Source organism: Martinezella rhizogenes (assembly GCF_027460065.1).
Taxonomy (GTDB): domain Bacteria; phylum Pseudomonadota; class Alphaproteobacteria; order Rhizobiales; family Rhizobiaceae; genus Agrobacterium; species Agrobacterium rhizogenes_C.
The window spans coordinates 312,164-336,905 of the sequence record NZ_JAPYZZ010000004.1; the positions used below are offsets into that span (position 1 = coordinate 312,164).

At 58.2% G+C, this 24,742-nt stretch carries 23 protein-coding genes; 9 read left to right on the forward strand and 14 right to left on the reverse strand.

Annotated elements, in window-relative coordinates; all coding sequences use genetic code 11:
- Positions 1-253 precede the first annotated feature (253 nt).
- Positions 254-1,429, forward strand: coding sequence for a DUF3095 domain-containing protein (locus O8B93_RS09625; RefSeq protein WP_269709573.1), 1,176 nt, complete (start codon positions 254-256; stop codon positions 1,427-1,429).
- A gap of 187 nt (positions 1,430-1,616) precedes the next feature.
- Here O8B93_RS09625 and O8B93_RS09630 read toward each other — a convergent pair whose 3' ends face one another.
- The 4 genes from O8B93_RS09630 to O8B93_RS09645 all read right to left on the reverse strand — a co-directional run bounded on the left by O8B93_RS09630 (position 1,617) and on the right by O8B93_RS09645 (position 5,567).
- Positions 1,617-1,937, reverse strand: a complete 321-nt coding sequence (locus O8B93_RS09630) for an ArsR/SmtB family transcription factor (RefSeq protein ID WP_080824552.1) — start codon at positions 1,935-1,937, stop codon at positions 1,617-1,619.
- Between the two features lie 543 nt (positions 1,938-2,480).
- Positions 2,481-3,527 carry a choline ABC transporter ATP-binding protein gene (gene choV, locus O8B93_RS09635; protein ID WP_269709574.1) on the reverse strand — a complete coding sequence of 349 codons (1,047 nt, stop codon included), beginning with the start codon at positions 3,525-3,527 and terminating at the stop codon, positions 2,481-2,483.
- A complete protein-coding gene (choW, locus tag O8B93_RS09640; protein WP_269709575.1) occupies positions 3,524-4,375 on the reverse strand; it encodes a choline ABC transporter permease subunit in 852 nt (283 codons plus the stop codon). Before choW ends, choV begins: the two co-directional genes overlap by 4 nt.
- A 289-nt stretch (positions 4,376-4,664) precedes the next feature.
- On the reverse strand, positions 4,665-5,567 hold the full coding sequence (locus O8B93_RS09645; RefSeq protein WP_405049052.1) for a choline ABC transporter substrate-binding protein: 903 nt from the start codon (positions 5,565-5,567) through the stop codon (positions 4,665-4,667).
- A 381-nt stretch (positions 5,568-5,948) separates the two neighbouring features.
- On the opposite strand from O8B93_RS09645, the gene O8B93_RS09650 reads away from it, so the two are divergent.
- The 3 genes from O8B93_RS09650 to O8B93_RS09660 all read left to right on the forward strand — a co-directional run bounded on the left by O8B93_RS09650 (position 5,949) and on the right by O8B93_RS09660 (position 8,494).
- Positions 5,949-6,530, forward strand: a complete 582-nt coding sequence (locus O8B93_RS09650; RefSeq protein ID WP_269709577.1) for a thymidine kinase — start codon at positions 5,949-5,951, stop codon at positions 6,528-6,530.
- Between the two features lie 113 nt (positions 6,531-6,643).
- Positions 6,644-7,096 (forward strand): pseudoazurin, encoded by a 453-nt coding sequence (locus tag O8B93_RS09655; protein ID WP_269709578.1) that lies wholly within the window; start codon positions 6,644-6,646, stop codon positions 7,094-7,096.
- Positions 7,097-7,336: 240 nt separating this feature from the next.
- The gene (locus O8B93_RS09660; protein WP_269709579.1) at positions 7,337-8,494 is read left to right on the forward strand and encodes a DUF2333 family protein; all 1,158 of its coding nucleotides are present in this window, start codon (positions 7,337-7,339) and stop codon (positions 8,492-8,494) included.
- Between the two features lie 27 nt (positions 8,495-8,521).
- Here O8B93_RS09660 and O8B93_RS09665 read toward each other — a convergent pair whose 3' ends face one another.
- The 3 genes from O8B93_RS09665 to O8B93_RS09675 form a co-directional block, all read right to left on the reverse strand.
- A complete protein-coding gene (locus O8B93_RS09665) occupies positions 8,522-9,238 on the reverse strand; it encodes a helix-turn-helix transcriptional regulator (protein ID WP_269709580.1) in 717 nt (238 codons plus the stop codon).
- A 93-nt stretch (positions 9,239-9,331) separates the two neighbouring features.
- Positions 9,332-9,853, reverse strand: coding sequence for a TIGR00645 family protein (locus tag O8B93_RS09670; protein ID WP_006314646.1), 522 nt, complete (start codon positions 9,851-9,853; stop codon positions 9,332-9,334).
- Positions 9,840-10,256 (reverse strand): hypothetical protein, encoded by a 417-nt coding sequence (locus O8B93_RS09675; RefSeq protein WP_269709603.1) that lies wholly within the window; start codon positions 10,254-10,256, stop codon positions 9,840-9,842. The genes O8B93_RS09670 and O8B93_RS09675 overlap by 14 nt, the downstream gene beginning before the upstream one ends.
- On the opposite strand from O8B93_RS09675, the gene O8B93_RS09680 reads away from it, so the two are divergent.
- Entirely contained in the window at positions 10,210-12,450 is a 2,241-nt protein-coding gene (locus O8B93_RS09680) for a TonB-dependent hemoglobin/transferrin/lactoferrin family receptor (RefSeq protein WP_269709581.1), read from the forward strand. The genes O8B93_RS09675 and O8B93_RS09680 overlap by 47 nt on opposite strands.
- A gap of 55 nt (positions 12,451-12,505) precedes the next feature.
- Here O8B93_RS09680 and O8B93_RS09685 read toward each other — a convergent pair whose 3' ends face one another.
- Entirely contained in the window at positions 12,506-13,408 is a 903-nt protein-coding gene (locus O8B93_RS09685) for an extensin-like domain-containing protein (RefSeq protein WP_269709582.1), read from the reverse strand.
- A 282-nt stretch (positions 13,409-13,690) separates the two neighbouring features.
- Between O8B93_RS09685 and O8B93_RS09690 the strand changes: the two genes are divergently transcribed.
- Both O8B93_RS09690 and O8B93_RS09695 read left to right on the forward strand, forming a co-directional pair.
- A complete protein-coding gene (locus tag O8B93_RS09690; protein ID WP_269709583.1) occupies positions 13,691-15,880 on the forward strand; it encodes an anthranilate synthase in 2,190 nt (729 codons plus the stop codon).
- Positions 15,880-16,389: a GNAT family N-acetyltransferase gene (locus O8B93_RS09695; RefSeq protein WP_269709584.1), complete on the forward strand. Its 510-nt coding sequence runs from the start codon at positions 15,880-15,882 to the stop codon at positions 16,387-16,389. The genes O8B93_RS09690 and O8B93_RS09695 overlap by 1 nt, the downstream gene beginning before the upstream one ends.
- Here O8B93_RS09695 and O8B93_RS09700 read toward each other — a convergent pair.
- Entirely contained in the window at positions 16,386-17,333 is a 948-nt protein-coding gene (locus O8B93_RS09700) for a cyclic di-GMP phosphodiesterase (RefSeq protein ID WP_269709585.1), read from the reverse strand. The genes O8B93_RS09695 and O8B93_RS09700 overlap by 4 nt on opposite strands.
- Before the next feature lie 276 nt (positions 17,334-17,609).
- On the opposite strand from O8B93_RS09700, the gene ade reads away from it, so the two are divergent.
- Positions 17,610-19,304 carry an adenine deaminase gene (gene ade / locus O8B93_RS09705; protein WP_269709586.1) on the forward strand — a complete coding sequence of 565 codons (1,695 nt, stop codon included), beginning with the start codon at positions 17,610-17,612 and terminating at the stop codon, positions 19,302-19,304.
- A gap of 59 nt (positions 19,305-19,363) precedes the next feature.
- On the opposite strand, the gene O8B93_RS09710 is transcribed toward ade, so the two are convergent.
- The 3 genes from O8B93_RS09710 to bglA form a co-directional block, all read right to left on the reverse strand.
- A complete protein-coding gene (locus O8B93_RS09710) occupies positions 19,364-19,906 on the reverse strand; it encodes a hypothetical protein (protein ID WP_269709587.1) in 543 nt (180 codons plus the stop codon).
- Positions 19,907-20,060: 154 nt separating this feature from the next.
- On the reverse strand, positions 20,061-20,516 hold the full coding sequence (gene aac(6') / locus O8B93_RS09715; protein WP_269709588.1) for an aminoglycoside 6'-N-acetyltransferase: 456 nt from the start codon (positions 20,514-20,516) through the stop codon (positions 20,061-20,063).
- Positions 20,513-22,177, reverse strand: a complete 1,665-nt coding sequence (gene bglA / locus O8B93_RS09720) for a beta-galactosidase BglA (protein WP_269709589.1) — start codon at positions 22,175-22,177, stop codon at positions 20,513-20,515. Before bglA ends, aac(6') begins: the two co-directional genes overlap by 4 nt.
- A 156-nt stretch (positions 22,178-22,333) precedes the next feature.
- Between bglA and O8B93_RS09725 the strand changes: the two genes are divergently transcribed.
- Positions 22,334-23,254 carry a sugar kinase gene (locus O8B93_RS09725; RefSeq protein WP_269709590.1) on the forward strand — a complete coding sequence of 307 codons (921 nt, stop codon included), beginning with the start codon at positions 22,334-22,336 and terminating at the stop codon, positions 23,252-23,254.
- A gap of 165 nt (positions 23,255-23,419) precedes the next feature.
- On the opposite strand, the gene O8B93_RS09730 is transcribed toward O8B93_RS09725, so the two are convergent.
- Positions 23,420-23,587 carry a hypothetical protein gene (locus tag O8B93_RS09730; protein WP_269709591.1) on the reverse strand — a complete coding sequence of 56 codons (168 nt, stop codon included), beginning with the start codon at positions 23,585-23,587 and terminating at the stop codon, positions 23,420-23,422.
- Positions 23,588-23,643: 56 nt separating this feature from the next.
- The gene (locus O8B93_RS09735) at positions 23,644-24,573 is read right to left on the reverse strand and encodes an IS110 family RNA-guided transposase (RefSeq protein ID WP_269709592.1); all 930 of its coding nucleotides are present in this window, start codon (positions 24,571-24,573) and stop codon (positions 23,644-23,646) included.
- Positions 24,574-24,742: the final 169 nt, after the last annotated feature.

Below are 24,742 nucleotides of genomic sequence, written 5' to 3' on the forward strand. Positions count from 1 at the left end.
CCGGTGAGCGCCATGGGCGTCGACCGAATGAAACTATCGGACGCCTCCCGGCGAAAACTCGTTCCATATTTGAATTCCGAGCCTTCCTTTCAACTCATACGGAAGGTTTGATGATTTATGCAAGTCACCTTTGCTGGATAAGCTCTATTAGCGTTAAATCATTCGCCAGGCCGGCCGGGATTGCCCTTGTGAACGGGGAAATCGGCCTGGCCTAAATGCTTGGCGTTTGGCCGCCGCTGGAGGATAATACGCCATGATCGCAGCAGATGAAGAGTTTCTGACGGGCCTGCCCGTTTTCCGGCACTTTGAAGACGTGGCCGACCCGGCGCTTTACCGCGCCCTGCCGCCGGGTTGGGGGCTGGCCATTGCCGATATCGTTGATTCGACCGCAGCGATCGGCACCGGCCGCTACAAGGCTGTCAACATGGCGGGTGCGGCGGTCATATCGGGCGTATCGAACAGCCTCGGCCGTCATGATCTGCCTTTCGTCTTTGGCGGCGATGGCGCCGCCGTCGCCGTGCCGCCCCATGGCCTGTCCGTTGCGCGCACCGCCCTTTCGAATGTGCAGCGCTGGGTGAAGGACGATCTCGACCTTGCGATGCGCGTGGCGCTGGTTCCCATCGAGGATATTCGCGCGAACGGCTTCGATATTCGCGTCGCCCGTTTTCAGGCAAGTGAGGATGTTTCCTACGCCATGTTTTCGGGCGGCGGCAATAGCTGGGCGGAAGCAAGGATGAAGGAAGGGCAATATGCCCTGCCCGCAGCCAAAGCAGGCGATCGCCCGGACCTGACAGGGCTTTCCTGTCGCTGGAACCCCATTCCCACAAACCACGGCAAGGTGGTGTCGATCATCGCCGTGCCGGGGCCATCACGGGACATGCCGGCATTCCGCCAGCTGGTCATCGATCTCGTTGATCTTGCCGAGCAGGATGCAAGACATGGCCACCCCGTGCCGGAGGATGGTCCGAAACTCGGTTTCGTGCGCGAGGGCCTTGGCCTTGAGGCCCGGGCTGGCGCCGCCTATCACGATGTCTGGGGCAAGGCGCGCCGTTCGCTGCGCATTCTCGGCGAGAACCTGCTCGTCAATCTTCTGAGCGCGACAAAACTATCGCTCGGGCGGTTCAGCGCCGTGCGTTACCGGCGTTCGGTCGCCAGCAACACCGATTTCAGGAAATTCGACGACGGCCTGAAAATGACTGTCGATATCGATATTACACGGCTCGAAAAAATCCGCGCGCGGCTGGAAACGGGCCGTCTCTCGGGGAGCTGTTATTACGGCCTGCACGAGCAGGACGCCGCATTGATGACCTGTATCGTGCCTTCTCCGCTTTCCAGGGATCACATGCATTTCGTCGATGGCGCTGATGGCGGCTATGCCGCTGCAGCAAGCCGCCTCAAGGCCCAGATGCAGACCGCTGCACAGAACTGAAAAAACACCCCTGTCACGCCCTGGTGCGTACTAAACGCTGATCTTCCGCAAACTGAGAAAGCTGCAGGACCTGATCTCGGTCTCCGTCGTCAATCCGCTCACGCGGGAAGACGGCCTGAACAGAAAAACCGGCGTCATGCGCCGGTTTCAATGAGATGATGCTGTCGGACCTTAACAGGCCGTGGGATCAAGCTGCGGTCTTGCTGCTCTTCTGCGCCTGGCAGTAGATTTCCTCGAGAGAAGAGAGGATTTTCTTCACGGATTCGGAATTACTGGAATAATAGATGGTCTGCGCATCCCGTCGTGTCTTGACCAGCCGCTGGGCACGCAATTTCGAAAGATGCTGCGAGAGAGCTGACTGGCTGAGACCAACCTGTGAGGCGAGAACACCGACCGGCACTTCCGTATCCACCAGCGTGCATAAGATCATCAGGCGCTTGGGGTTCGCCATTGCTGAGAGCAAGTCTGCAGCCGCGATGCTATGTTCCGACAGAGATTGGTTATCCATACGCTCAAGTCTCCTGATGACAGTCGGAAAGACGGTCATGGTGGCTATAATAGGTGTTCCAAAAGGTGTTTTTATAATTCGGTTGATACGTTGTATATACCTAAATCTTGCTTATATCGTGTCCCTCTCAAAGACTATTCTTCATTGTTTTTCCACTAAAGGCATCATGACCAGATTATCAGTTTTTTGCCTATTTTTTGTGAACTCAATGTTAAATACATGTATTAGTATCAGTATTTATAAGCAACAAACGATCAAAAGTTGGGCACTGAAATCTTAACGCTTGCTGCCGAGTTTCCGGGTCGCAATCTATTACCACCTTAAATTTAGCAACGCGCCGAAGAATCTAGATTAACTTTGCGCAATTTTCTCTAACTTTGCAATATGATTTTTATTAGTAATTATTTTAATGCATAACTTGTGATGTCAAAAATATTCTTTGCCACCGTGGGAAGGTATAACTTACGCCACTCGGATTTTTCCGGAAAAAACAAAGGGCTCTCCCTGACGGAGAGCCCTTTCTTTTTTCATGGAGGCGAATCACTATTTTTTGCGGTGACGCGTCAGCCCCGCCACGACTTCATCCGCCGAAATCGTGCCTATGATCGCGCCATTGTCGACGACACCGATCGCCCCGGCGTGTTTTGACAGCGCATCGAGAATATCGATCAACGGCGACGACGGGCGGGCGGTAGCGGCGACTGTCAGCCGGCCGCTCTGTTCGTCCACGCCCCGCTTCATCACGTCGGCGGCGGTCAACATCGAAATCGGGTTCATGTTCTGCACGAAATCCGCGACATAGGGCGTAGCCGGCTGCTTGACGATCTGCTGCGGGGTTCCGCACTGGATGATGTGCCCACCTTCCATCATGGCGATGCGGTTGCCGATGCGGAAGGCCTCATCGAGATCATGGCTGACGAAGATAATGGTCTTCTTCAGCCGGCTCTGGAACTCCAGCAGTTCGTCCTGCAGGCGGCTTCTGATGAGGGGATCAAGCGCCGAGAACGGCTCGTCCATCAGAAGAATGGGCGCACCGGTGGCAAACGCCCGGGCCAGCCCCACGCGCTGCTGCATGCCGCCAGAAAGCTCTCCCACCTTGCGGTCGGCCCAGGCGGAAAGGTTTACCAGTTCAAGCTGTTCGGCCACCATGCGTTTGCGCTCGGCTTCCGGCACGCCGGACAATTCGAGCCCGAAGCCGACATTGTCGGCGACATTGCGCCAGGGCAGAAGGCCAAATTGCTGGAAGACCATGGAAACCGTGTGCATGCGCAGGTCACGCAACGCTTTCGCCGGACAACGATAGGGATCGACATAACCGGACTTGGTCTTCACGCTGACACTGCCGCGCACGACGGGCGCAAGCCCGTTGACGGCCCTGACCAGGGTCGACTTGCCCGAACCGGAAAGCCCCATCAGCACGAGAATCTCGCCTTCGCTGACCGAGAGCGAGGCATTGGCGACCCCGAGGACCAGCCCGGTCTGCGCATTGATCTCATCGCGCGTACTGCCCCGATCGATCATCGCCAACGCCGCGTCCGGCCGGTCGCCAAAGACGATATCGACATTTCCGAAGATAATGGCGTCACTCATAGATCATCCTCCGTGCCGGGAAGGCGGAAAAGCCTGTCGAGAACGATCGCCAATATGACGATGCAAAGCCCCGCTTCGAAACCCATGGCGATGTTGACCGTGTTTAGGGCGCGCACAACGGGCACACCGAGGCCATTGGCGCCCACCAGCGCGGAAATGACCACCATCGACAGCGACAGCATGATCGTCTGGGTGAGACCGGCCATGATCTGCGGGGCGGCGAAGGGAAGCTCAACCTTGCGCAGCACCTGCGATGGCGTTGCGCCGAAGGCGACGGCCGCCTCCACCAGCGCCGGCGGCGTCGAGACGATGCCGAGGCGCGTGAGCCGCACCGGGGCTGGAATGGCGAAGATGACGGTGGCGATCAGCCCCGGAACCATGCCGAGGCCAAACAGCACCAGCGCCGGAATGAGATAAACGAAGGTGGGAATGGTCTGCATCAGATCGAGCGCCGGGCGCATGCCGGCGTAGATCCACTTGCGCCGTGCCGCCAATATGCCGAGCGGTATGCCGATGATCATGCACACGGCGCTGGCGGCGATGACCAGGGCCAGCGTTTCCGTCGTCGCTTTCCAGTATCCCAGATTGATGATGAGCAACAAACCGAGTGCGGTGAAGATCGGCATGCCGAACGAGCGGCGCGTCCAGGCCGAAAGCGCCGTCACAATCGCGACGATGATCAGTGGATGCGGCGCCTGCAGCACGTAAAGCAGGGCGTTAATGACGCTTTGGAAAATGAAGGAGAGCCAATCGAAGAAAAAAGCGAGATTGCCGGTCAGCCAGTCAATGGCCTCCTTGGCATATCGGCCGACAGGCAGGCGGTTTTCAGGAGCGCTGAGCCATTCCACGGTAAGAAAAGACCTTTCGTGAATGAGAGCAATTCCAGCAAAAATGCAGAGCGGTTTTGCGTCCGGAATTGCGCAGACAACAAAGAAGCGGAGGATTCCGGTGATCCCGTATCACCGGAATTGCTCCAATGCAGAAACGACGGCCGGCAGGGTATCTGCCGGGCGCGGTGCAGATACATGGCCTTCGATGCGAGGAAAATTCGCGGGCAAGGTCATGCATGGGCATCGTATTTCCCGCTGCATCCGACCTGCCGCGCAGGCCGGGTGCAGTCATGCATCGTCTTGCGGCTTAAAGGCCGAGAGCCTTCTTGACGGCAGGCAGTGCGTCGGCGCTGCCATCCTTGGTCTTGACGTTGGCGAGCCAAGGCTCGATCGCCGCCGGATTGGCCTTCAGCCACGCGGTTGCCGCCGCTTCGCCCTCAAGGCCGTCATTCAGGATCTTGCCCATGATCTCGTTTTCCATGGGCAGGGAAAATTGCATGTTCTTGAGAAGGACGCCGACATTCGGGCATTCCTCGACATAACCCTTGCGGACATTGGTATAGATCGTCGCACCGCCGAGATTGGGGCCGAAGACCTCGTCGCCGCCGGTCAGATAGGTCAGCTTGAAATTCGCATTCATCGGATGCGGTTCCCAGCCGAGGAAGACGATCGGCTCGCCGGATTTTTCGGCGCGGGCCACCTGGGAAAGCATGCCCTGCTCGGAGGATTCCACCACCTCGAAGGACTTGAGTCCGAAACTGTCCTTGGCCACCATGTCGAGGATCAGGCGATTGCCGTCATTGCCGGGCTCGATGCCATAGATCTTGCCGCCGAGCTCACTGCTATGGGCAGCAATGTCCTTGAAATCCTTGATGCCGAGTTCGGCACCCTTGGCATTGGTCGCCAGCGTGTATTTCGCGCCGGTCAGGTTTTCCCTGAGCGTTTCGACCGATTTGTCGTCGCGGTAGGGCGCAATGTCACCTTCCATGGTCGGCATCCAGTTGCCGAGGAAGACGTCGATGTCCTTGTTTTTCAGGGACGTATAGGTGACGGGTACGGAGAGAAGCTTGACGTCGGTTTCATAGCCAAGGCTTTTCAGAAGCACGGTGGCGGTCGCCGTCGTGGCAGTGATGTCGGTCCAGCCGACATCCGAGAAACGCACCGTGCCGCAGCTTGCCGGTTCGGCGGCAACGGCCGCGCTGAACGTCATGGAGGAGATTGCTGCGGCGAGCGCCAGACAGCGACTTCTATTTGCAAACATTGTTTGCTCCCTGTTTTTTCGTTCCCTTGCCATTATCAATATCTTCCGGACACAATCAACTCGCGTGCATTTGCGTGCTTTGGCCCCCCGTTTGCGACAAAATCGTGAAAATAACCGCCTTTTCGCCACCCTGATTCGCTGAGAAGGCAGGTTGCGGAAATCTGTGTTTTTCCCTCAATGGCACTTTTCAACCCGCTTTTCCGCGGTCAAAAGACGCGGCACGTGGCATCGGCGCAAAACGAGAATCGCTTTCGTGGGACGCGATGTGCCATTTAACAGGTTGAAGCATTGCGATGCGTCCGCGGACGCGAGGCGTTCCGGGAGTGGATAATGGCAAAACTCTATTTCAATTATTCGACGATGAATGCCGGCAAATCGACCATGCTGCTGCAGGCGTCTTATAATTATCAGGAACGCGGCATGCGCACGCTGATCTTCACCGCTGCCTTTGACGACCGGGCCGGCGTCGGCCGCGTTGCCTCGCGCATCGGCCTGTCCTCCGAAGCCCGGACCTTCGATGAAAATACCGACCTGTTTGCCGAGGTCGCGGCATTGCACGCGGAGGCGTCTGTCGCCTGCGTCTTCATCGATGAAGCCAATTTCCTCTCCGAGCACCACGTCTGGCAGCTTGCCAATATTGCCGACCGGCTGAACATTCCGGTCATGACCTACGGCCTGCGGACGGATTTCCAGGGCAAGCTCTTCCCGGCATCGAAGGAACTGCTCGCCATTGCCGACGAGCTTCGCGAAATCCGCACCATCTGCCATTGCGGCCGCAAGGCGACGATGGTGGCCCGCTTCGACAGCGAAGGAAATGTCGTGACCGAAGGCGCCCAGATCGAGGTTGGCGGCAACGGAAAATACGTTTCCTTCTGCCGCCGCCACTGGGTGGAAACGTTTAACTGCAGCTGACCCGCTGCGTCCGGTTGCCGCATTTGATTTTTCGCAAAGATGGCTTGCCCGCTCCCGCGCTAAGACGAGGGGGACACATTCGCGTGGATGTGCTTTCTCTCAGGAGCAAAATTATGCAGAACAGAACTGCCAAATTCGCCGGCCTCGCCATCGTCGCAGCTCTTTGCGCTTTTCCCGCCCTCTCCGCCGAAATCGAAGTGAAGATGCTCAACAAGGGCAGTGACGGTCAGGCGATGGTCTTTGAACCCGCAACCGTCAAGGCCGCCGTCGGCGACGTCATCACTTTCGTACCGGTCGACAAGGGCCATGATGCGGCAGCCGTGAAGGACATGATCCCTGAGGGTGTTGCCGAGTTCAAGGGCAAGATGAACGAAGCGGTGAAGGTCACGGTCGAGAAGGAAGGCGCTTATGTCGTCAAATGCACCCCGCATCTCGGCATGGGCATGATCGCGCTCGTTGTTGTCGGCGATGCGACACCCGCCAATCTCGACGCCGTCAAGAACGGGAAATTGCCGAAAAAGGCACGCGACCGGCTGAACGAAGAGATCGCCAAGCTCGGCCTCTAACCTCATATCGCCTCGGTTCCGCACCGCCCCCGTTGATCCGGCATCATCGAAATGCCGCAACATCAGGCGCGGACCGCAGGTTGAGAAAAGTTTCGCAATCATGTTGTATCCCGGTTGACCGGGACATATCTGGAAGACAGTAAATGACCGCGGTTTGTTATGGGGCGCCGAAGGGCCTCCAGCCGAACCGCGGATTTTTCTTCCGGCATCCGGCCCACGGGCAGAGGAGACTATGACGACATGATAGACCGGATCACCGCTTTGATTCAGGCAGGCTTCAGCGCCATCGGCAAGGCCGCCGGTCTTCTCGTCGCATGGCTTTTATGGCCCTTCATGGCCGCGCATGGCTGGTACAGCGGCCGCAACTGGCTCATCAAGGGCCCGATCGCTCTGATCGCCATCCTGCTGGCCGTTTTCTACGGATATTTCGTCTGGCAAACCCAGGTCTGGACGAATTTTGATCCGGATTACATTTCCCGCTACAAACTTGCCGAACGCACCGTGCCGCCCGGACAGGAATTGCCGGCCGCAACCCCGACTGCTGCCGCCGGCGCAACCGGCGCTGCTGCCAACACCTCCGCACCCGTGTGCCAGCGCTCGGCCATCGTCGATGCCGCCGTTGACCTTACCGACTTCAACGTCAACCAGAACGCATGGATTTCCTCCATGCTGCTCTATCGCCTCGGCCTCTTCGGCATGGACTGGGACAGCACACCCTTTCTCGATAACAAGGCGTCATTCCAGCGCGGCGTGAACCAAGCCGTGCGCCGTACCTCGGTGGAGCTGGTGGATACGCTCGGCCGCGTGCGCGGCACGTCCGGCATCAACAACAATCTCCAGGAAGCGCGTGGCAACATGCAGTTCAGCGAATATTCCTGGTATTTCGGCCTTGATCCCTTCGGCCCGAAGACGCCCACCCCCAGCTATTACCGCGCCGCCATCCGCAGCTTCCAGGCCTTCAACGGCGAACTCACCGCTTGCAAGGCCGTCTTCGATACCCGCGCCGACAACCTGATCCAGTTCATCGACCGTATTGCCGGCGATATCGGCTCCACGTCTGCAATTCTGCGCGAACGCTCGGAAAACTATAATGGCGGCTGGTTCGACACCCGCGCCGACGACCGTTTCTGGTTCGCCTATGGCCAGCTCTACGGTTATTACGGCGTGCTTTCCGCCGCCGGCTCCGACTTCGCGCAGGTCATCCGCGAGCGCAACCTGACCAATCTCTGGAACGACACGCTGTTGCAAACCCGCGCGGCGCTGCGCATCCAGCCGGCCATCATTTCCAACGGCGAGGAAAGTGGCTGGATCATGCCTTCGCACCTTGCCACCATGGGATTTTATGTTCTGCGGGTGCGCTCGAACCTCGTCGAGCTTCGCTCGGTTCTCGACCGTTGATAAGAAGGCCGGCCCGTCGCGGCCGGCTTACTCTATCAACCGCAGACGTATGGTCTTGGCCACCAGCTGCGTGCGGTTGACGCAGTCGAGCTTGCGCATGGCATTGTTCATGTAGGTATTGACGGTGTGCTCCGAGATGGAGAGAAGCTCGGCAATCTCTACCGATGTCTTCCCCTGCGCCGTCCAGCGCACCACATCGAGCTCCCGTTTCGTCAAAGGCGACGGCACTTTCGAACCAAGGCGGCAAAGGCGGTCATAGGCTTCCAGCGCATGCACCGCGATCATGCAAAGTTCATTCAGCGATGCCTGCGGCAGGGTATCGCGGTCGCCTGCGAAATTCATCAGATGCCGGTTTCCGGACATGCCGTTCACCGGCACCATAAGGCCGGAGGTGATGCCCATGCTGCCCACCGAGTCGACCGCATCCACCAGCGACCCGCAGGCAATGTCCGGGTCTTCCAGTGACCAATATTGCGGCATCATCGATGAGGCGCCACGCTTTATGACGGGACAGTCCCCGAGCGCACCATCCCTGGTCATCGCATTCACGACCCAGACCGGCAGGGTACTTTCAACAACCACCGGCAAAGCAAAGGCGTTCTGTCCACCTGGTAACCTCAGGAGGGTCACATGGGCATAACCAAACGCATGCATGACCTCCTGCAGCGCCTCCAGCCATTGGGATTTGTCGGCGGCGGCCGACAGATCCCGGCATAGTCTGGCCTGACGCTCCGTCTTCACCATTCACGCACCGCCGCCATACCGGACTGGCCGGAGCAAAAAACACGCAAGCGGGTCAAACGGGGGGCGACCTTCATAACAAGCGGACCAACTGACCTAAAGCACCTGTTTTTCAGACTTGTCCTTCGGCTTGGCCATCAGTTTTTCCAGAAAACCGAGCATGACCGCCGAAACGACAAAAGCCAGATGGATGATGGTGAACCACATCAGCTGGCTGTCCGTATATTGACTGGCGTTGAGGAATATCTGCAGCAGATGGATCGACGAAATCGCCACGATCGATGATGCCACCTTGATCTTCAGGCTTCCCGAATCGAGCTTGCCCAGAAACGAAACCTCGTCATCCGCCTCATCGAAGCGGCTGACGAAATTCTCATAGCCGGAGATCATCACCATAACGATCAGGCTGGCCACCAGCGCCGCATCGATCAGGCCGAGCATGGCAAGGATCATGTCCGACTCATCGTAGATGAAAACATTCTTCGCAACCTTGAGGAATTTCAGCGCGAAGGAGAAGGCATAAACCGCCAGTGCCGCGACGAGCCCGAGATAAAAGACGACGAGCAGCCAGCGGCTGGAGAGAATGATCCGCTCGACGAGCAGTTCAAGAGACTTCATTTCCGTATCCGATTAATGATCTGTTTTGTATGGGGCATGTTTTTCTTTCGCCATGTAAACTGGCCACGAATATCCTAGCAAGCGCCAATGTCGGGACTTTGACCACACTGCGGCGTTTTCGGCCCCGATCCGCCATTTTGGCCACGGCCTGACAAACGTAATATTTTTGCAACATATGCTTATGCTTTAAAACATGATGCAAAAAGTCATATATAATATGTTGACAGTTATCGTCATGTTTTTTAGTCCTCGCGTATCGGCTTGCCCGTAACACATCAGAACATGTCCAGCCGCGCATGAGCGCGGCGCGTTTTTGCGCGCCGTGGCTTCTTTGCGCGCATATCCGGGGGTATTTAATGTCCATCTCGCGCACACATTCCGCGCTGCTTTTGTGCACTGCCATGTCTCTTCTTCCCTTAGCTGGGCCTGCGCGCGCGCAGGACGCCGCTTCGCAGGAAAACGGTACGACCACGCTCGAAAAGATCGTGGTGAAAGGCAAGCGCGTCAAAAGCGCCAATGCTGCTGCTGATACGCCGCTGGCAAGCCAGACGACGGCGGAAGACATTCGCAAGAAGGATATCGGCAGCATCAAGGATCTCGGAAACACCACCGAGCCAGGCGTCGATTATGTGGATTCCAAGCCAGGTCGTCCGGGCGGATTGTTCATTCGAGGCCTCGGCGGCGCCCGCGTCGTGACGCTGATCGACAATATTCCCGTTCCCTATTTCAACAATTTCGCCCGTCAGGGCCAGGCCACGACCACCCTCAGCGATACGAGTTCGAGCTTTGATTTCTCATCGCTTTCGACTGTGGACGTGGTGCGCGGTGCAGATTCCAGCCGCATCGGCTCGGGCGCGCTCGGCGGCGCGCTGGTGCTGCGCACGCTCGACCCGGAAGACCTGATCAGTGAAGGCAGGGATTGGGGTGGCGTCGCCAAAACCAGCTATGACAGCGAAGACAGAAGCGTCGGTGGATCGCTTGCCGTCGCCAAGAAGATCGAGAACACCTCGGTCCTGTTCCAGGGCTCCTACAAGCGTGGAAACGAGACGGACAACAAGGGCACGGCCGATATTTATGGAACGCGCCGTACCAAGCCCAACCCTGCCGATACCTATGAAAGCAACCTGATGTTCAAGATCCGCCAGGATCTGGAAGGTGGCCACCGCATCGGCCTGACGGCGGAGCGTTATTCGCTCAGAAACCGCAGCGACATGAAGACGCTGCAGGGCGTCAGCGTATCGGGCTCAACCTACCGCATCGGCGACTACCGGGGTTACGAGGATACCGAGCGTGATCGCGTATCGCTCGATTACGAATATGAGGCGCCCTCGACCGATGGCGTGATCGACGCCGCCAATCTCTCGCTTTACTGGACGCGTCTTTCCAAGGAATCCGGCGCCGGCGACCGCCTGACCAATAATTCGCTCTACATCCGCGAAGACAGCATGCGCAACAGCGCATTCGGCATCGTCGGTGGCCTCGAATCCGGTTTCGAGCTTGGCGGCGTGCAGCACACGGTCCGTTTCGGCGGCAACGCCATGACCACCGATTTCAGCCAGGCGCTTTTCGCCAACACCGCCGGCGTGACGTCGTCATCCCAGTCGGACATGCCTGACGTGAGCGGCAAGAGCCTCGGCCTCTATCTCGATGACGAGATCGCCTTCGGCAACGGCTTCCGCCTCACCCCCGGCCTGCGCTTCGATTCCTACGATTACGATCCTGACGGTTCCGTATCCAGCAACAGCGGCTACCGAACCTTCGGCCTGCCGAGCGGCAATAGCGGCTCGCGCTTCTCGCCGAAACTGCTTGCAACCTATGACGTCACGCCGGAACTTCAGCTCTTCGCACAATGGTCGATGGCCTATCGCGCCCCGACGATCAACGAACTGTATTTGAACTTCTCGAACATCAGCTCCGGTTACGCCGTTGTCGGCAACTCCGCCCTCAATCCCGAGACCAGCAATGGTTTCGAAATCGGCGCGAACTATGCATCCGGCGACCTGACGGGGAGCCTGACGCTGTTCCACAACAGGTACAAGGACTTCATCGAGCAATATACCACCTCGACGACGCTGTTCCCCGGCTTCGGCGGCAGGGGCAACGGCTCGCTCTTCACCTATCGCAACCGCAACAATGTCGAAATCTCCGGTGTCGAAGCCAAGGTCCGCAAGGAACTGGCGAACGGCTTCTTCGCGCATGCTTCGCTGGCTTATGCCTATGGCAAGGATACCGACACCAACGAGTTCATCCGCACGGTGGCGCCGTTCAAGTCAATCCTCGGCGTCGGCTACGCGCAGGAGGTCTGGGGGACGGAACTGACCGGCATCTTCTCATCCGGCATGCGGGACGACGGGGTGGCCAGCACCTTCGATGCCCCCGGCTACGGCGTCTTCAACCTGACCGGCTGGTGGGAGCCGGAACAGACCAAGGGCCTGCGCATCCAGGCGGGTGTCTACAACCTCTTCGACAGGAAATATTGGAATGCCGTCGGCGTCCGCGACGTGAACCTCAATGCCGTCAGCACCGTCAACCAGCCGGCCGACTTCTATTCCGAAGCCGGACGCACCTTCAAAATCTCCTTGACCCAGAAATTCTAAAAGGGACAGGACCATCATCTCCAGTCGGGGCGACCTTCGGGTCGCCCTTTTTTCGTCAGCGGCAATAGAGATAGCCGCCTTTCCGTTCCAGCACGTCGAGATGCAGGTGATCCTGATGGGTGGCGTCGCTGCCGGGAGAAAGAACGGTGCGGAAGAACAGGCAGGCGGCAGCGGTGATGGTGCGCTGGAATGCGCCTTCCGGCGTGCCATCCTCGCCGCGCGGCTTCATCACCAGCGGCTCGCCCTTATCGAAAGCGATCGTGGAAATATCCACGGCATTGCCCTTGGCATGTTCGGAAATCTTGCCGTTTTCCGCGCTGTTGCGGTTGCGGCAGATATAGGTCGAGGCATTGGCGATGGCCGTCACCTTTTTCTCCGGCATCGCAAGCGCCGCCGCCGGCAGCATCATCTCCTTGGTCCAGCGGGAAAGGGCCAGCGCGGTTTCACAGCGCATGGTGCCCGATGGTTCGAGCTTGATGCCGGGCAGAACCACGGAAAGCTCGATGGGCGCTTCAATCCCGCAACCCTGCTCCTCGTCGCGGATGGGCTCAAGCTTTTTGAACTCCGCGCCGATCTCCTTCAATACACCAAGGCAGGCCTGAAGTTCTGCGGGGTTTTCCGGTTTTACCGGCTCTCGCGGCGTCTCCGGTTTTGCCGCCTCGTCAGCCGGTTTCTGCTGTTCCCCGCCATCCTTGCCCTCGCCTTCCTTTTTAGAATCATCAGACCGTTTCTCAGCGGGTGGCTTTTCATCGTCCGGTTTCTGCTCTTCCGGAGGCTGCGGCTTCGGGGCCGGTTTCGGCGCTTCCGCCGGATTCTGTTGCTTTTCCTCAGCCGGCTTTGCGGGGGTGGCGGATTGCCCCTCACCCGGCTTGGGCTGTGGCACCGGCACCTGCGCCGGGGGGTTAGAGGCGGAAATCAAGGCGAGGCTTGCTACCAGAAGACACAGGCGATGAAGCATTTTACGGGGCACTCCTGACCGTTTCGGCAGAAGTGCAACGCGGCGGCGGCAGGTAAGGTTCATTCCCTCACCGAAATCCGCTTGCCAAGGCGGATCGTGCACGCTAACAATTTTCCCATGAATATCGTGTCTAAGAACATTGCTAACTGGTGGTGGAGCAGCTTTACGCGGCCTTGACCAGTCATGTCTTCAGACAAAGTCCAAGCCGCCCGAATTTTCAGGCGGCTTTTTTGTTATTTTGCCGCCTGTCATCGGGCCTGAACAACAGGAAGTACGAAAGAAATGGTAACGATCATTCAGGATGACGGAGCGGAAACCTACGAGACGAAAGGCGGCATCCAGGTCAGCCGAAAGCGCCGGCCCACCGATTATGCCAACGCCATCGATAATTACATCGAAAAGCTCGATTCCCATCGCGGCGCGGTTTTTTCGTCCAACTATGAATATCCGGGCCGTTACACCCGCTGGGATACGGCCATCGTCGATCCGCCGCTCGGCATTTCCTGTTTTGGCCGCAAGATGTGGATCGAAGCCTATAATGGCCGCGGCGAAGTGCTGCTCGATTTCATCACCGAAAAGCTGAAGGCGACCCCCGACATTACCCTCGGCGCCTCCTCGACCCGCCGCCTCGATCTCACCGTCAACGAACCGGACCGCGTCTTCACCGAAGAAGAACGCTCGAAAATCCCGACGGTCTTTACCGCTCTCAGAGCCATCGTCGATCTCTTCTATTCGAGCGCGGATTCGGCCATCGGCCTGTTCGGCGCCTTCGGTTACGATCTTGCCTTCCAGTTCGACGCCATCAAGCTTTCGCTGGCGCGCCCGGAAGACCAGCGTGACATGGTGCTGTTCCTGCCCGATGAAATTCTCGTCGTTGACCACTATTCCGCCAAGGCCTGGATCGACCGTTACGATTTCGAGAAGGACGGTGTGACGACGGATGGCAAATCCTCCGAGATCGCGCCCGAGCCCTTCAAGACCACCGATACGATCCCGCCCAAGGGCGATCACCGCCCCGGCGAATATTCCGAACTGGTGGTCAAAGCCAAGGAAAGCTTCCGCCGCGGCGATCTGTTCGAAGTGGTTCCCGGCCAGAAATTCATGGAACGCTGCGAAAGCAATCCCTCGGCAATTTCACGCCGCCTGAAGGCGATCAACCCCTCGCCCTATTCCTTCTTCATCAATCTCGGCCATCAGGAATATCTGGTCGGCGCATCGCCGGAAATGTTCGTGCGCGTCTCCGGCCGCCGCATCGAGACCTGCCCGATTTCAGGCACCATCAAGCGCGGCGACGATCCGATTGCCGATAGCGAGCAGATCCTGAAACTGCTCAACTCGAAAAAGGACGAGTCCGAACTCACCATGTGTTCGGATGTGGACCGCAACGACAAGAGCCGCGTCTGCGAGCCGGGCTCGGTGAAGGTCATCGGCCGCCGCCAGATCGAGATGTATTCGCGCCTCATCCACACGGTTGACCACATCGAAGGCCGCCTGCGCGACGACATGGATGCCTTTGACGGCTTCCTCAGCCACGCCTGGGCCGTCACCGTCACCGGTGCGCCGAAACTCTGGGCCATGCGTTTCATCGAAGGTCATGAAAAGAGCCCGCGCGCCTGGTATGGCGGTGCGATCGGCATGGTCGGCTTCAACGGCGACATGAATACCGGCCTGACGCTGCGCACCATCCGCATCAAGGACGGCATCGCTGAAGTGCGCGCCGGCGCGACCCTGCTCAACGATTCCAATCCGCAGGAAGAAGAAGCCGAAACCGAACTGAAGGCCTCCGCAATGATCGCCGCCATCCGTGACGCAAAAGGCACCAACTCTGCCACCACCAAGCGCGATGCCGCCAAGGTCGGCTCCGGCGTCAAGATCCTGCTCGTCGACCACGAAGACAGCTTCGTGCACACGCTGGCGAATTATTTCCGCCAGACGGGCGCCACGGTCTCGACCGTCAGATCGCCGGTCGCAGCCGACGTGTTCGATCGTTTCCAGCCGGACCTCGTTGTACTGTCTCCCGGCCCCGGCAGCCCGACCGATTTCGATTGCAAGGCAACGATCAAGGCCGCCCGTGCCCGCGACCTGCCGATCTTCGGCGTCTGCCTCGGTCTGCAGGCACTGGCGGAAGCCTATGGTGGCGAACTGCGCCAGCTGGCAGTGCCGATGCACGGCAAGCCTTCGCGCATTCGCGTGCTGGAACCCGGTCTCGTTTTCTCCGGTCTTGGCAAGGAAGTGACCGTCGGTCGTTACCATTCGATCTTCGCCGACCCCACCACCCTGCCGCGTGATTTCATCATCACCGCGGAAAGCGAGGACGGCACGATCATGGGCATCGAACACGCCAAGGAGCCGGTGGCCGCCGTTCAGTTCCACCCGGAATCGATCATGACGCTCGGCCAGGACGCCGGCATGCGGATGATCGAGAATGTCGTGGTGCATCTGACCCGCAAGGCGAAGACCAAGGCCGCGTGATGGCGCTCGATGACACCGTCGCCATCGAGCCTATCCGGGCGGAGCACGTTGAGAGCTTTCATCGTGCTCTCGATGCGGTGTCGCGCGAGCGGAAATATCTGAGCTTTCTGGAGGCGCCGCCGCTCGAAGCGGTGCGCGCCTTCGTTCTCGACATGATCGAAAACGACCATCCGCAATTCGTGGCGATTGCGGATGGTGAAGTGATCGGCTGGTGCGATATTCGCCGCGTGAGCAGAGAAACCCGCGCCCATTGCGGCACGCTCGGCATGGGCATCCTGCCGGCCTATCGTGACAAGGGGCTGGGCGGACGGCTGATGGGGCGGACGCTTGATGCTGCCCGCGAATTCGGGCTGCATCGTATTGAATTGAGCGTGCATGCGGACAACGCCCGAGCCATCGCGCTTTATGAAAAGATCGGCTTTGTGCATGAGGGCCGGGCCCGCGATGCCGTTTCGATCAACGGGCGCTATATCGACAGCCTCAATATGGCGATCGTCTTTAGCAACTAAACCCTCGGCAGCGAAGCCGAGATGCACAGCGCGAATTTCTTCAGAAGCTGTATGTCGAAATGTCCGTCCCGGCGCAGCATCCAGGTCAGCGCGTCATTCGCCGTCCATGGCTTCTTGTAGGGCCTGACCGAGGTGACGGCATCATAGACATCGCAAATCGCCGCAATGCGCGCGTGAAGGCTGATCTCGCCACCGGCGCGACCGCTGGGATAACCGCCGCCATCCATCCGCTCGTGATGATTGAAGCAGACATCGAGCACCATGTCAGGCATCTGCCCGTCACGGGACAGGATATCCCGACCGAATGCGGGGTGAAGATTGATGATCTCCCGCTCCTCGATGGAAAGCCCCTCTGTCTTGTTCAGAATGGATGAGGGTATTTCGACCTTGCCGATATCGTGCAGCAAGCCGCTGACGCCGAGCAGGTTGACCGTTTCCTTGTTCAGCCCGAGATAATTACCGAAGAGGATCATCAGGCCGCTGACGGAAACAGAATGCACGAAGGTCGTTTCATCCTTCGATTTCAGGCGGGTGACGCCGATGAAAACGGCCGGATTGGCCTGAATGGCGTTGGAAATCTTTCCCGACGCAGCCGTCATGCTCTCGAAAGAAACACAACCGCCGCCTTCGGCAACCGAAAATGTCTCGGCGATCGCATCCGCGGCCGAACGAACCACCTGCGTGACCGCTGCTACCATCGATGGAGACGGATCCGTCTGCGACACGCCGGCGCTCCCCGGGTCCTGGCTGGCACCGACATCGCTGCCTTTGGCAGTATTGATGACGATGCTCTCAGCCCCGCTTTTTTTCAGCTGCTGCACAACCTCCTCGCGCTGCAAAAGAAAACGATACTTCTGTGTAATTTTATGGTTCGAAAACGTCCCCTCGACCGCTTCGATAAACATGCCCACAGCCAATTGCTGGGTTGAAATTCGTTTCAACATCAGAATCTTTTATTTTCCTTCCCGGGAATGTTACGGTCGAACCGAAATTCGTAAGAACCCGGCCAAACCGCTCTCCCTCGAAGCATAAAGCTTTCGCCCTCCCGGCTCTGCTCCATTATGCGACACTATAAATAAGATAACACGAATATGAAAATTTTTTACTATCACTATATTTAAAAACCACGAAAAGGCGAAGAAAGAGGCGGAAAACAACCACAGAATGTAAATGAAAGAAAATATCGCATGAAAACAATACCAGGAGTCGAACAAAAGCCCATGAGTTCCCAGTTAGAATCACGCATCGATCAGGGTACTGGCCGAGAGCCGGCAGATCTGGTTCTCAAGGGCGGCCGTTTTTTCGACCTTGTGACCGGAGAACTTGTTGCCTCGGACATTGCTATTTGCGGCGATACTGTCGTTGGCACATGTGGAGACTATAAAGGTCTTCGCGAAATAGACATTTCCGGAAAAATCGTCGTTCCGGGTTTCATCGATACACATCTCCATATCGAATCCTCGCTCGTCACGCCGCATGAGTTCGACCGTTGCGTTCTGCCCTATGGTGTCACCACCGCCATCTGTGACCCGCATGAGATTGCCAATGTGCTGGGCGCGGAAGGGCTTCAGTTCTTCCTCGACAGCGCCATGGAAACCATCATGGACATCCGCGTGCAGCTGTCCTCCTGCGTGCCCGCCACCCATCTGGAAACGTCGGGCGCCGATCTGCCGATCGAAAAGCTGCTGCCGTTCCGAAATCACCCGAAGGTCATCGGGCTTGCCGAATTCATGAATTTCCCCGGCGTCATCCACAAGGACCCAGTGTGTATGGCAAAGCTGGAGGCCTTTCAGGGCCAGCATATCGATGGCCACGCACCGCTTCTGTCTGGAACGGCGCTGAATGGTTATCTCGCCGCCGGCATCCGCACGGAGCACGAATGCACGAGCGCCCCGGAGGCGCTGGAGAAAATCCGCAAGGGCATGCATATTCTGGTGCGCGAAGGCTCGGTCTCGAAGGACCTGCATGCGCTGATGCCCATCATCACCGAACGCCTGTCGCCCTACCTGGCGCTCTGCACGGATGATCGCAACCCGCTCGATATCGCCGAACAGGGCCATCTCGACTATATGATCCGCACCGCGATCGCCAGCGGCGTGGAACCGCTCGCCATCTATCGTGCAGCCTCGATTTCCGCCGCGAAAGCCTTTGGCCTGCGCGATCGCGGTCTTGTCGCACCCGGCTGGCGCGCCGATCTTGTGGTCATCGACACATTGCAGAACTGCAAGGCGAGCATGGTGTTTTCCGGCGGCCGCATCGTCGATGACGCGCTGTTTGCCACCCGCAAGCCCGTGGCGCCTGTCGGTCTCGACAGCGTCAAGGCCAGACCGGTACTCGCCTCCCATTTTGGTGTGCCGGTCACGGAAGGCGAAACCCCTGTCATGGGCGTGCTTCCCGGCAAGATCATTACCGAACATCGCCGTTACACGCTGCCGACGGATGGCAACCAGACGACCGTCGATCTCGAAAACGACATCATCAAGGTTGCCGTCATCGAACGTCATGGCAAGAACGGCAATCACGCCAATGGTTTCGTCCAGGGTTTCGGGCTGAAGAAGGGCGCCATCGCCTCTACCGTCGGCCATGACAGCCACAATATCTGCGTCGTCGGCGTGAGCGAAGACGACATGGCGCTCGCCGCCAACCGGCTCGGCGAAATCAAGGGCGGTTTCGTCGTGGTGGAAGACGGCCGGGTGACCGGCGAAATCGCGCTTCCCGTTGCAGGGCTCATGAGCCTCGAACCTTACGAGACGGTGCGCGACACGCTGCACACCCTGCGCAAGGCCGCTTACGCGCTCGGCACGACGCTGGAGGAGCCCTTCCTGCAGGTCGCCTTCCTGCCGCTGCCCGTCATTCCGCATTTGAAGATTTCGGATATGGGTATGGTGGATGTGGATCGGTTTGCGCTGATCTGATGATGCCGGCGGAAGAAAGGGAAAATACTTAATCTGCATTTGAGGCCGCAAAAGCGGCCTCACGGTTTGGTTTCTGCGGGCCATGTCACGTAATAATATTTGCCCGCGACCCTGCCGAAATAGGCATTACCACCTGTCGCCTTGTCGATATAGCTCCCGTTGCCATCTTTCGAAAGGGCGCCGTCGTCGCTACGTTTGAGTTGCGCGTTCAGAAAATCAACCCAGTTGGTCTTGACGATCTCCTTGGTAGTCGTCGCCTTGGCATTTTTCTGGCTTGGATCCCATGCACTGGCCGATTTTCCTTGCGTCGGGTCCAAAACTGTCAGACGTCCGCGCTCCAGAGCGTCCATCATAGATCTGGCACGCAGATATTGCGCCGGATCGTCCCCTGCCGTCGAAAGCTTGGCTTTTAGATTTTTCATGAAGACAGACGACGATATATTATCGATTGAAGAGGTTTTAGCCGATTGACTTACCGAAACTGACGATTGCCCAGCAAAAATGGTCCTGACCGACGGCGCAGCGACGGCCTGAGTTTTGGCACGCGAAGCGCCGGAATTGCCTCCCGCGGACTGATTAAAGCTCTTGAGCGAAACAGACATGATAAGAGTTCCCGCTTCTAGTAATGAAATAAACCGAAGAATATTTTTATTCTTCATAATTAAACAACAAAACTTGCGCAGAACTGATGAAATTCAATATAAATAATAAAATTAAATAAATTATACTATAATTAAATTCAAAAACACAAATAGATTATGACTCTGAGGACAGCACCTTGCGGAAATAAACCACCCGTTCCGTTTCCTCGAACCCCAGCGCCGCATGCATGCGATGGGAATCGGCGTTTGAAATATCGGCATCGGAAGCAAGCTCGCTTACGCCCTGGCCAATTGCCCAGCGGATGACCTCCTCCACCATAAGGGCGGCAACGCCCCGTTTGCGAAATGCCTCCTCGACATAAATTCCCTCAAGGAACGCCACCGGCGATGTATCACAGCCATTGACATAGTCCCGCCGCAGGCTGACCTCGGCAAAACCAATGGCCAGTCCGGCCGGGTCGTGGACGATAAATCCAGCCCCCGCTTCGGAGACCTCCTGCAACTCCGCCCTATGTTCGGCGGGCGTGGTATCCGGCCACAGGCGGTGCCGTAAAAGGCACCACGCATCAGGGTAATCGGCGGCGTTTCCGATGACAAATTGGCCGCTCATGCAACGATCCCGCAAAACACATCCATCCCCTCGAGCTTGACGATGTCAGCATCATAGAGCGGCGCAAAACCCGGCATCGGCAGGATATCCGTAACACTCATGGCCTTCGGCACGGGAAATTCCACCGGCTCACGGGTCAGGTTGAAAACGAACAGCAGTTTTTCCTCACCCTTCTGCCGCGTGAAGGCCAGTACATCGAGATTGGTCTTGATGAAATGCATGTCGCCGTCGCGCAGCGCGCCATGGCTTTTGCGGAAGGACAGCACTGCCCGATAATGGTTGAGAACCGAATCCGGCTTGCGTTCCTGCGCATCCACGGCCTGCATGGCATGCACATAGGGCACCGGCAGCCACGGCTTTTCGGCACTTGAGAAGCCCGCATTCGGCTTACCCGTTTCCCATACCATCGGCGTGCGGCATCCGTCGCGCCCCTTGAAGGCGGGCCAGAAGCGGATGCCATAGGGATCGCGCAGATCCTCGAAGGCAAGTTCGGCCTCGGTCAGACCCAGCTCCTCGCCCTGATAGAGACATATGGAGCCGCGCAGACTGGCAAGAACGCAGATGGCGAGTTTCGCCACCCGCGTCTGCTCCTCCACGCTTTCGGAAAAACGGCTGAGATGGCGCACCACATCATGGTTGGAGAAAGCCCAGCACACCCAGCCATCCGTCACCACCTTGCCGAATGTCTCGACCGAGGCGCGGAGATGCTTCGCGCTGAAATCCGGCCCAAGAAGATCGAACGTATAACACATGTTGAGCTTGTCATTGCCGGATGTATAGGCCGCGACCGTCTTCAGCGATCGCGCCCCATCGCCCACCTCGCCCACCGTGGCGCGGCCCTCATAGCCGTCGAGCAGCGCACGGAAGCGCTTGAGGAAAGCCACGTTTTCCGGCCGCGTCTTGTCATAGAGATGGTCCTGCATGCCATAGGGATTGACGTCAGACGCATCGAGACCAAAGCTTTCATCGTCAACAAGCGGCGGGTTGTCGCGCAGAAGCTTGTCATGGAAATAATGGTTGACGGTATCGAGCCGGAAACCATCCACACCACGATCGAGCCAGAAACGCACGGTTTCCAGCAACGCATCCTGAACCTCGGGATTGTGGAAATTCAAGTCCGGCTGCGAGGCGAGGAAGCTGTGCATGTAATATTGCTTGCGCACCCCGTCCCACTCCCAGGCCGGCCCGCCGAACACGGAAAGCCAGTTGGTGGGTGCCGTGCCATCCGGCTTGGGATTGGCCCAGACATACCAGTCCGCCTTGCTGTTAATGCGGCTTGCACGGCTGTCCACGAACCACGGATGTTTGTCGGACGTATGCGAAATCACCTGGTCAATGATGACTTTCAGTCCCAGCCGGTGCGCCTCGGCCATCAGGGCGTCGAAATCGGCAAGCGTGCCGAACATCGGATCGACATTGCAATAATCGGAAACGTCATAACCCATATCGGCCATGGGCGAGGTGAAGAAGGGGGAGAGCCAGATGGCATCGACACCGAGCGAGGCGATATAGGGCAGACGTTTCGTCACCCCGGCGAGATCACCATATCCGTCGCCGGTCGTATCCTGAAACGAGCGCGGATAGACCTGATAGATCACCGCTCCTTTCCACCAGTCCGATTGCGCTTGAGGTTTGTGGACCGGGGCATGGGGTAGCGTCATCAGCGATCTCCTGAGGGTGTCACGCTGGGAGAATATAAAGCCCATGCGCCCACGTAAACCGGAACTTCGCACATGCACAAACGAGCCACATCGCCCTTGTCAGCAGCGCGCACTCGTCGTAAGCCGCATGGCTGGAAAAAACGGGAGGATGACAGCGTGGGCGGACGATTTCTGTCGATTGGCGAATGCATGGTGGAACTGTCGCAGGCCGGAAACGGGCTGCTGCGCAAGGGTTTCGCCGGGGATACGTTCAATACCGCCTGGTATGCCCGGGCCTGCCTGCCGCAGGACTGGTCCGTCGATTATTTTACGGCGCTCGGCGATGATCCGCTGTCGGAAGACATGCTGGCCTTCATCACGGAAGCCGGCATCGGCACCGAAAAAATCCGCCGTATCAAGGGCGGCACACCCGGTCTCTACCTCATCAACCTGAAGGATGGCGAACGCACCTTCAGCTACTGGCGCAATGCGGCCGCCGCAAGACAACTGGCCACCGACGCGGATCACCTGCGCAGGACGGTCGAAAGTGCGGATGTGGTCTATTTCTCCGGCATCACGCTCGCCATTCTCGCCTCCGCCCACGATGTCGATACGTTCTTCGCGGAACTACGCCGCGCCAAAGCGGCCGGCAAGCTGGTGGTCTTCGACCCCAACATCCGCCCGCGCCTCTGGGCCGACAGGGATGTGATGCTGGAGACGATCTCCAATGGTGCCCGCGCCGCAACGCTGGTCATGCCGAGCTTCGATGACGAGGCCAGCCATTTCGGCGATGTCTCCGTGGAAGCGACCATCACCCGCTACCGTTCGCTCGGCGTTGAAAACATCGTCGTGAAGGATGGTGCCAAGGGCGCAACGCTCGATTTCGGCGGCAGCCGCAGCCACGCCCCGGCGGAAAAGGCTGTGGATGTGGTGGACACGACAAGCGCCGGAGACAGCTTCAACGGCGCCTTCCTCGCGCGTTATGTGACCGGAAGCTCTCCCGAAGAGGCCGCCACCTTCGCGGCAAGAGCGGCGGCAACCGTCATTGGTCACCACGGCGCGCTGATCAGCCCCGAGCTGCTTCCGCTGGTGGGATAAGGCTCGCCACACTGGGCGAACGTGGATTTTCGCATGCAGCCACCTCGGCTTCCCTCATTCCTGTGCTTGTCACAGGAATCCAGCCGACGCGCGTCTGGGCGGCGAGAAGTACCCTTTCAGCCCAAGGACTTGGGCTGGCTGGCAACTGTATTGATCCGTGTTGTTTCAAGTTGTTCTGAAGGTGGTTTTGTCTCTGAGAATGGCGTTTGCGATAACGAGCAGTTTGCGGGCGATGGCGATGATCATGACCTTGAACGGTTTGCCTTTGGCCTGCATGGTTTGAATGAGGCATGCGAATGGCGATCTCATTCTATAAGCGACAAGGGCTGCCATGTAGAGGGCATCGCGCACACGCTTTCGAGCTGGCAACTGTATTGATCCGTGTTGTTTCAAGTTGTTCTGAAGGTGGTTTTGTCTCTGAGAATGGCGTTTGCGATAACGAGCAGTTTGCGGGCGATGGCGATGATCATGACCTTGAACGGTTTGCCTTTGGCCTGCATGGTTTGAATGAGGCATGCGAATGGCGATCTCATTCTATAAGCGACAAGGGCTGCCATGTAGAGGGCATCGCGCACACGCTTTCGACCGCCTTGGATATGGCGCTGGCCCCGATGGATGCCGCTATCGGCATTGAAGGGAGCAAGTCCTGCAAGGGCTGCCATGCCGCCAGGAGAGCTGTCGCCCAGCTCCGGCATGTGAGCCATGAGCGTGAGCGCCGTCACCTGACCGACGCCGGGGATCGAGCGAAGCCTGGCGCTTTTCTCATCCAGCGTCGCGTTTGCCCTCACGTGCAACTGGCACGCTTTTTCGATTGCTGCAATCTCGGCATCGAGCCAGCCAAGGTGGCGCTCGATACTGTCCCGTTCCCACGGATCTGCTGTATGAAGGCGCACACGTTCCTGCTGACGCATGGCAACGAGCTGATCACGGCGCGTATGCAGGGTCTCGAGCCGCTGACGGCCCGGGTCTGGTGGTGTATTGACGGGTGGTGAAAGCGTCCTACCCATGCGCGAAAGCAGTCGCGCATCAATGCTATCGGTTTTGGCAAGCTGGCCGGTGGCTCTTGCAAAGTCGCGGGCTCTGGCTGGATTGACCCGGCAATAGGGTCGTTGCCACCTTTCCAGTGCCGTGCACAGGAGCCGGTCGTAGCGTCCGGTTGCTTCCAGAATGACGCACGCCTCACGTCCCTCAAGAGTGGCAAGCCATTCATCAATGGCCAAGACAGTGTTGGCGATGCGGATGTATGTCTGGGTTGCGGCGTCGAAAAGATCGAGATGTGCTTTTGCAACGTCGCATCCGATGTAAACAGGGTGTACCATGGCAAGCCTCATCCTGTGCTACGAGGTCCGCGCTCACGGCCTCTGTCAACTGTTCAGGTTGGGATTATCAAGAGCGGGCGGAGGCCAAAGCCAGCAAACGGTCTCAATCGACCAGGACCCCGACGGCCTTCCGCCCGCAACCCTTATACCATAACTCCAATACACAGGA

Coding starts and splice junctions, on each gene's coding strand:
- O8B93_RS09625 (WP_269709573.1), top strand. CDS start 254: ATGATCGCAGCAGATGAAGAGTTTCTGACGGGCCTGCCCGTTTTCCGG.
- O8B93_RS09630 (WP_080824552.1), bottom strand. CDS start 1,937: ATGGATAACCAATCTCTGTCGGAACATAGCATCGCGGCTGCAGACTTG.
- choV (WP_269709574.1), bottom strand. CDS start 3,527: ATGAGTGACGCCATTATCTTCGGAAATGTCGATATCGTCTTTGGCGAC.
- O8B93_RS09645 (WP_405049052.1), bottom strand. CDS start 5,567: ATGACGTTCAGCGCGGCCGTTGCCGCCGAACCGGCAAGCTGCGGCACG.
- O8B93_RS09650 (WP_269709577.1), top strand. CDS start 5,949: ATGGCAAAACTCTATTTCAATTATTCGACGATGAATGCCGGCAAATCG.
- O8B93_RS09655 (WP_269709578.1), top strand. CDS start 6,644: ATGCAGAACAGAACTGCCAAATTCGCCGGCCTCGCCATCGTCGCAGCT.
- O8B93_RS09660 (WP_269709579.1), top strand. CDS start 7,337: ATGATAGACCGGATCACCGCTTTGATTCAGGCAGGCTTCAGCGCCATC.
- O8B93_RS09665 (WP_269709580.1), bottom strand. CDS start 9,238: ATGGTGAAGACGGAGCGTCAGGCCAGACTATGCCGGGATCTGTCGGCC.
- O8B93_RS09670 (WP_006314646.1), bottom strand. CDS start 9,853: ATGAAGTCTCTTGAACTGCTCGTCGAGCGGATCATTCTCTCCAGCCGC.
- O8B93_RS09680 (WP_269709581.1), top strand. CDS start 10,210: ATGTCCATCTCGCGCACACATTCCGCGCTGCTTTTGTGCACTGCCATG.
- O8B93_RS09675 (WP_269709603.1), bottom strand. CDS start 10,256: ATGGCAGTGCACAAAAGCAGCGCGGAATGTGTGCGCGAGATGGACATT.
- O8B93_RS09685 (WP_269709582.1), bottom strand. CDS start 13,408: ATGCTTCATCGCCTGTGTCTTCTGGTAGCAAGCCTCGCCTTGATTTCC.
- O8B93_RS09690 (WP_269709583.1), top strand. CDS start 13,691: ATGGTAACGATCATTCAGGATGACGGAGCGGAAACCTACGAGACGAAA.
- O8B93_RS09695 (WP_269709584.1), top strand. CDS start 15,880: ATGGCGCTCGATGACACCGTCGCCATCGAGCCTATCCGGGCGGAGCAC.
- O8B93_RS09700 (WP_269709585.1), bottom strand. CDS start 17,333: ATGTTGAAACGAATTTCAACCCAGCAATTGGCTGTGGGCATGTTTATC.
- ade (WP_269709586.1), top strand. CDS start 17,610: ATGAGTTCCCAGTTAGAATCACGCATCGATCAGGGTACTGGCCGAGAG.
- O8B93_RS09710 (WP_269709587.1), bottom strand. CDS start 19,906: ATGTCTGTTTCGCTCAAGAGCTTTAATCAGTCCGCGGGAGGCAATTCC.
- bglA (WP_269709589.1), bottom strand. CDS start 22,177: ATGACGCTACCCCATGCCCCGGTCCACAAACCTCAAGCGCAATCGGAC.
- O8B93_RS09730 (WP_269709591.1), bottom strand. CDS start 23,587: ATGGCAGCCCTTGTCGCTTATAGAATGAGATCGCCATTCGCATGCCTC.
- O8B93_RS09735 (WP_269709592.1), bottom strand. CDS start 24,573: ATGGTACACCCTGTTTACATCGGATGCGACGTTGCAAAAGCACATCTC.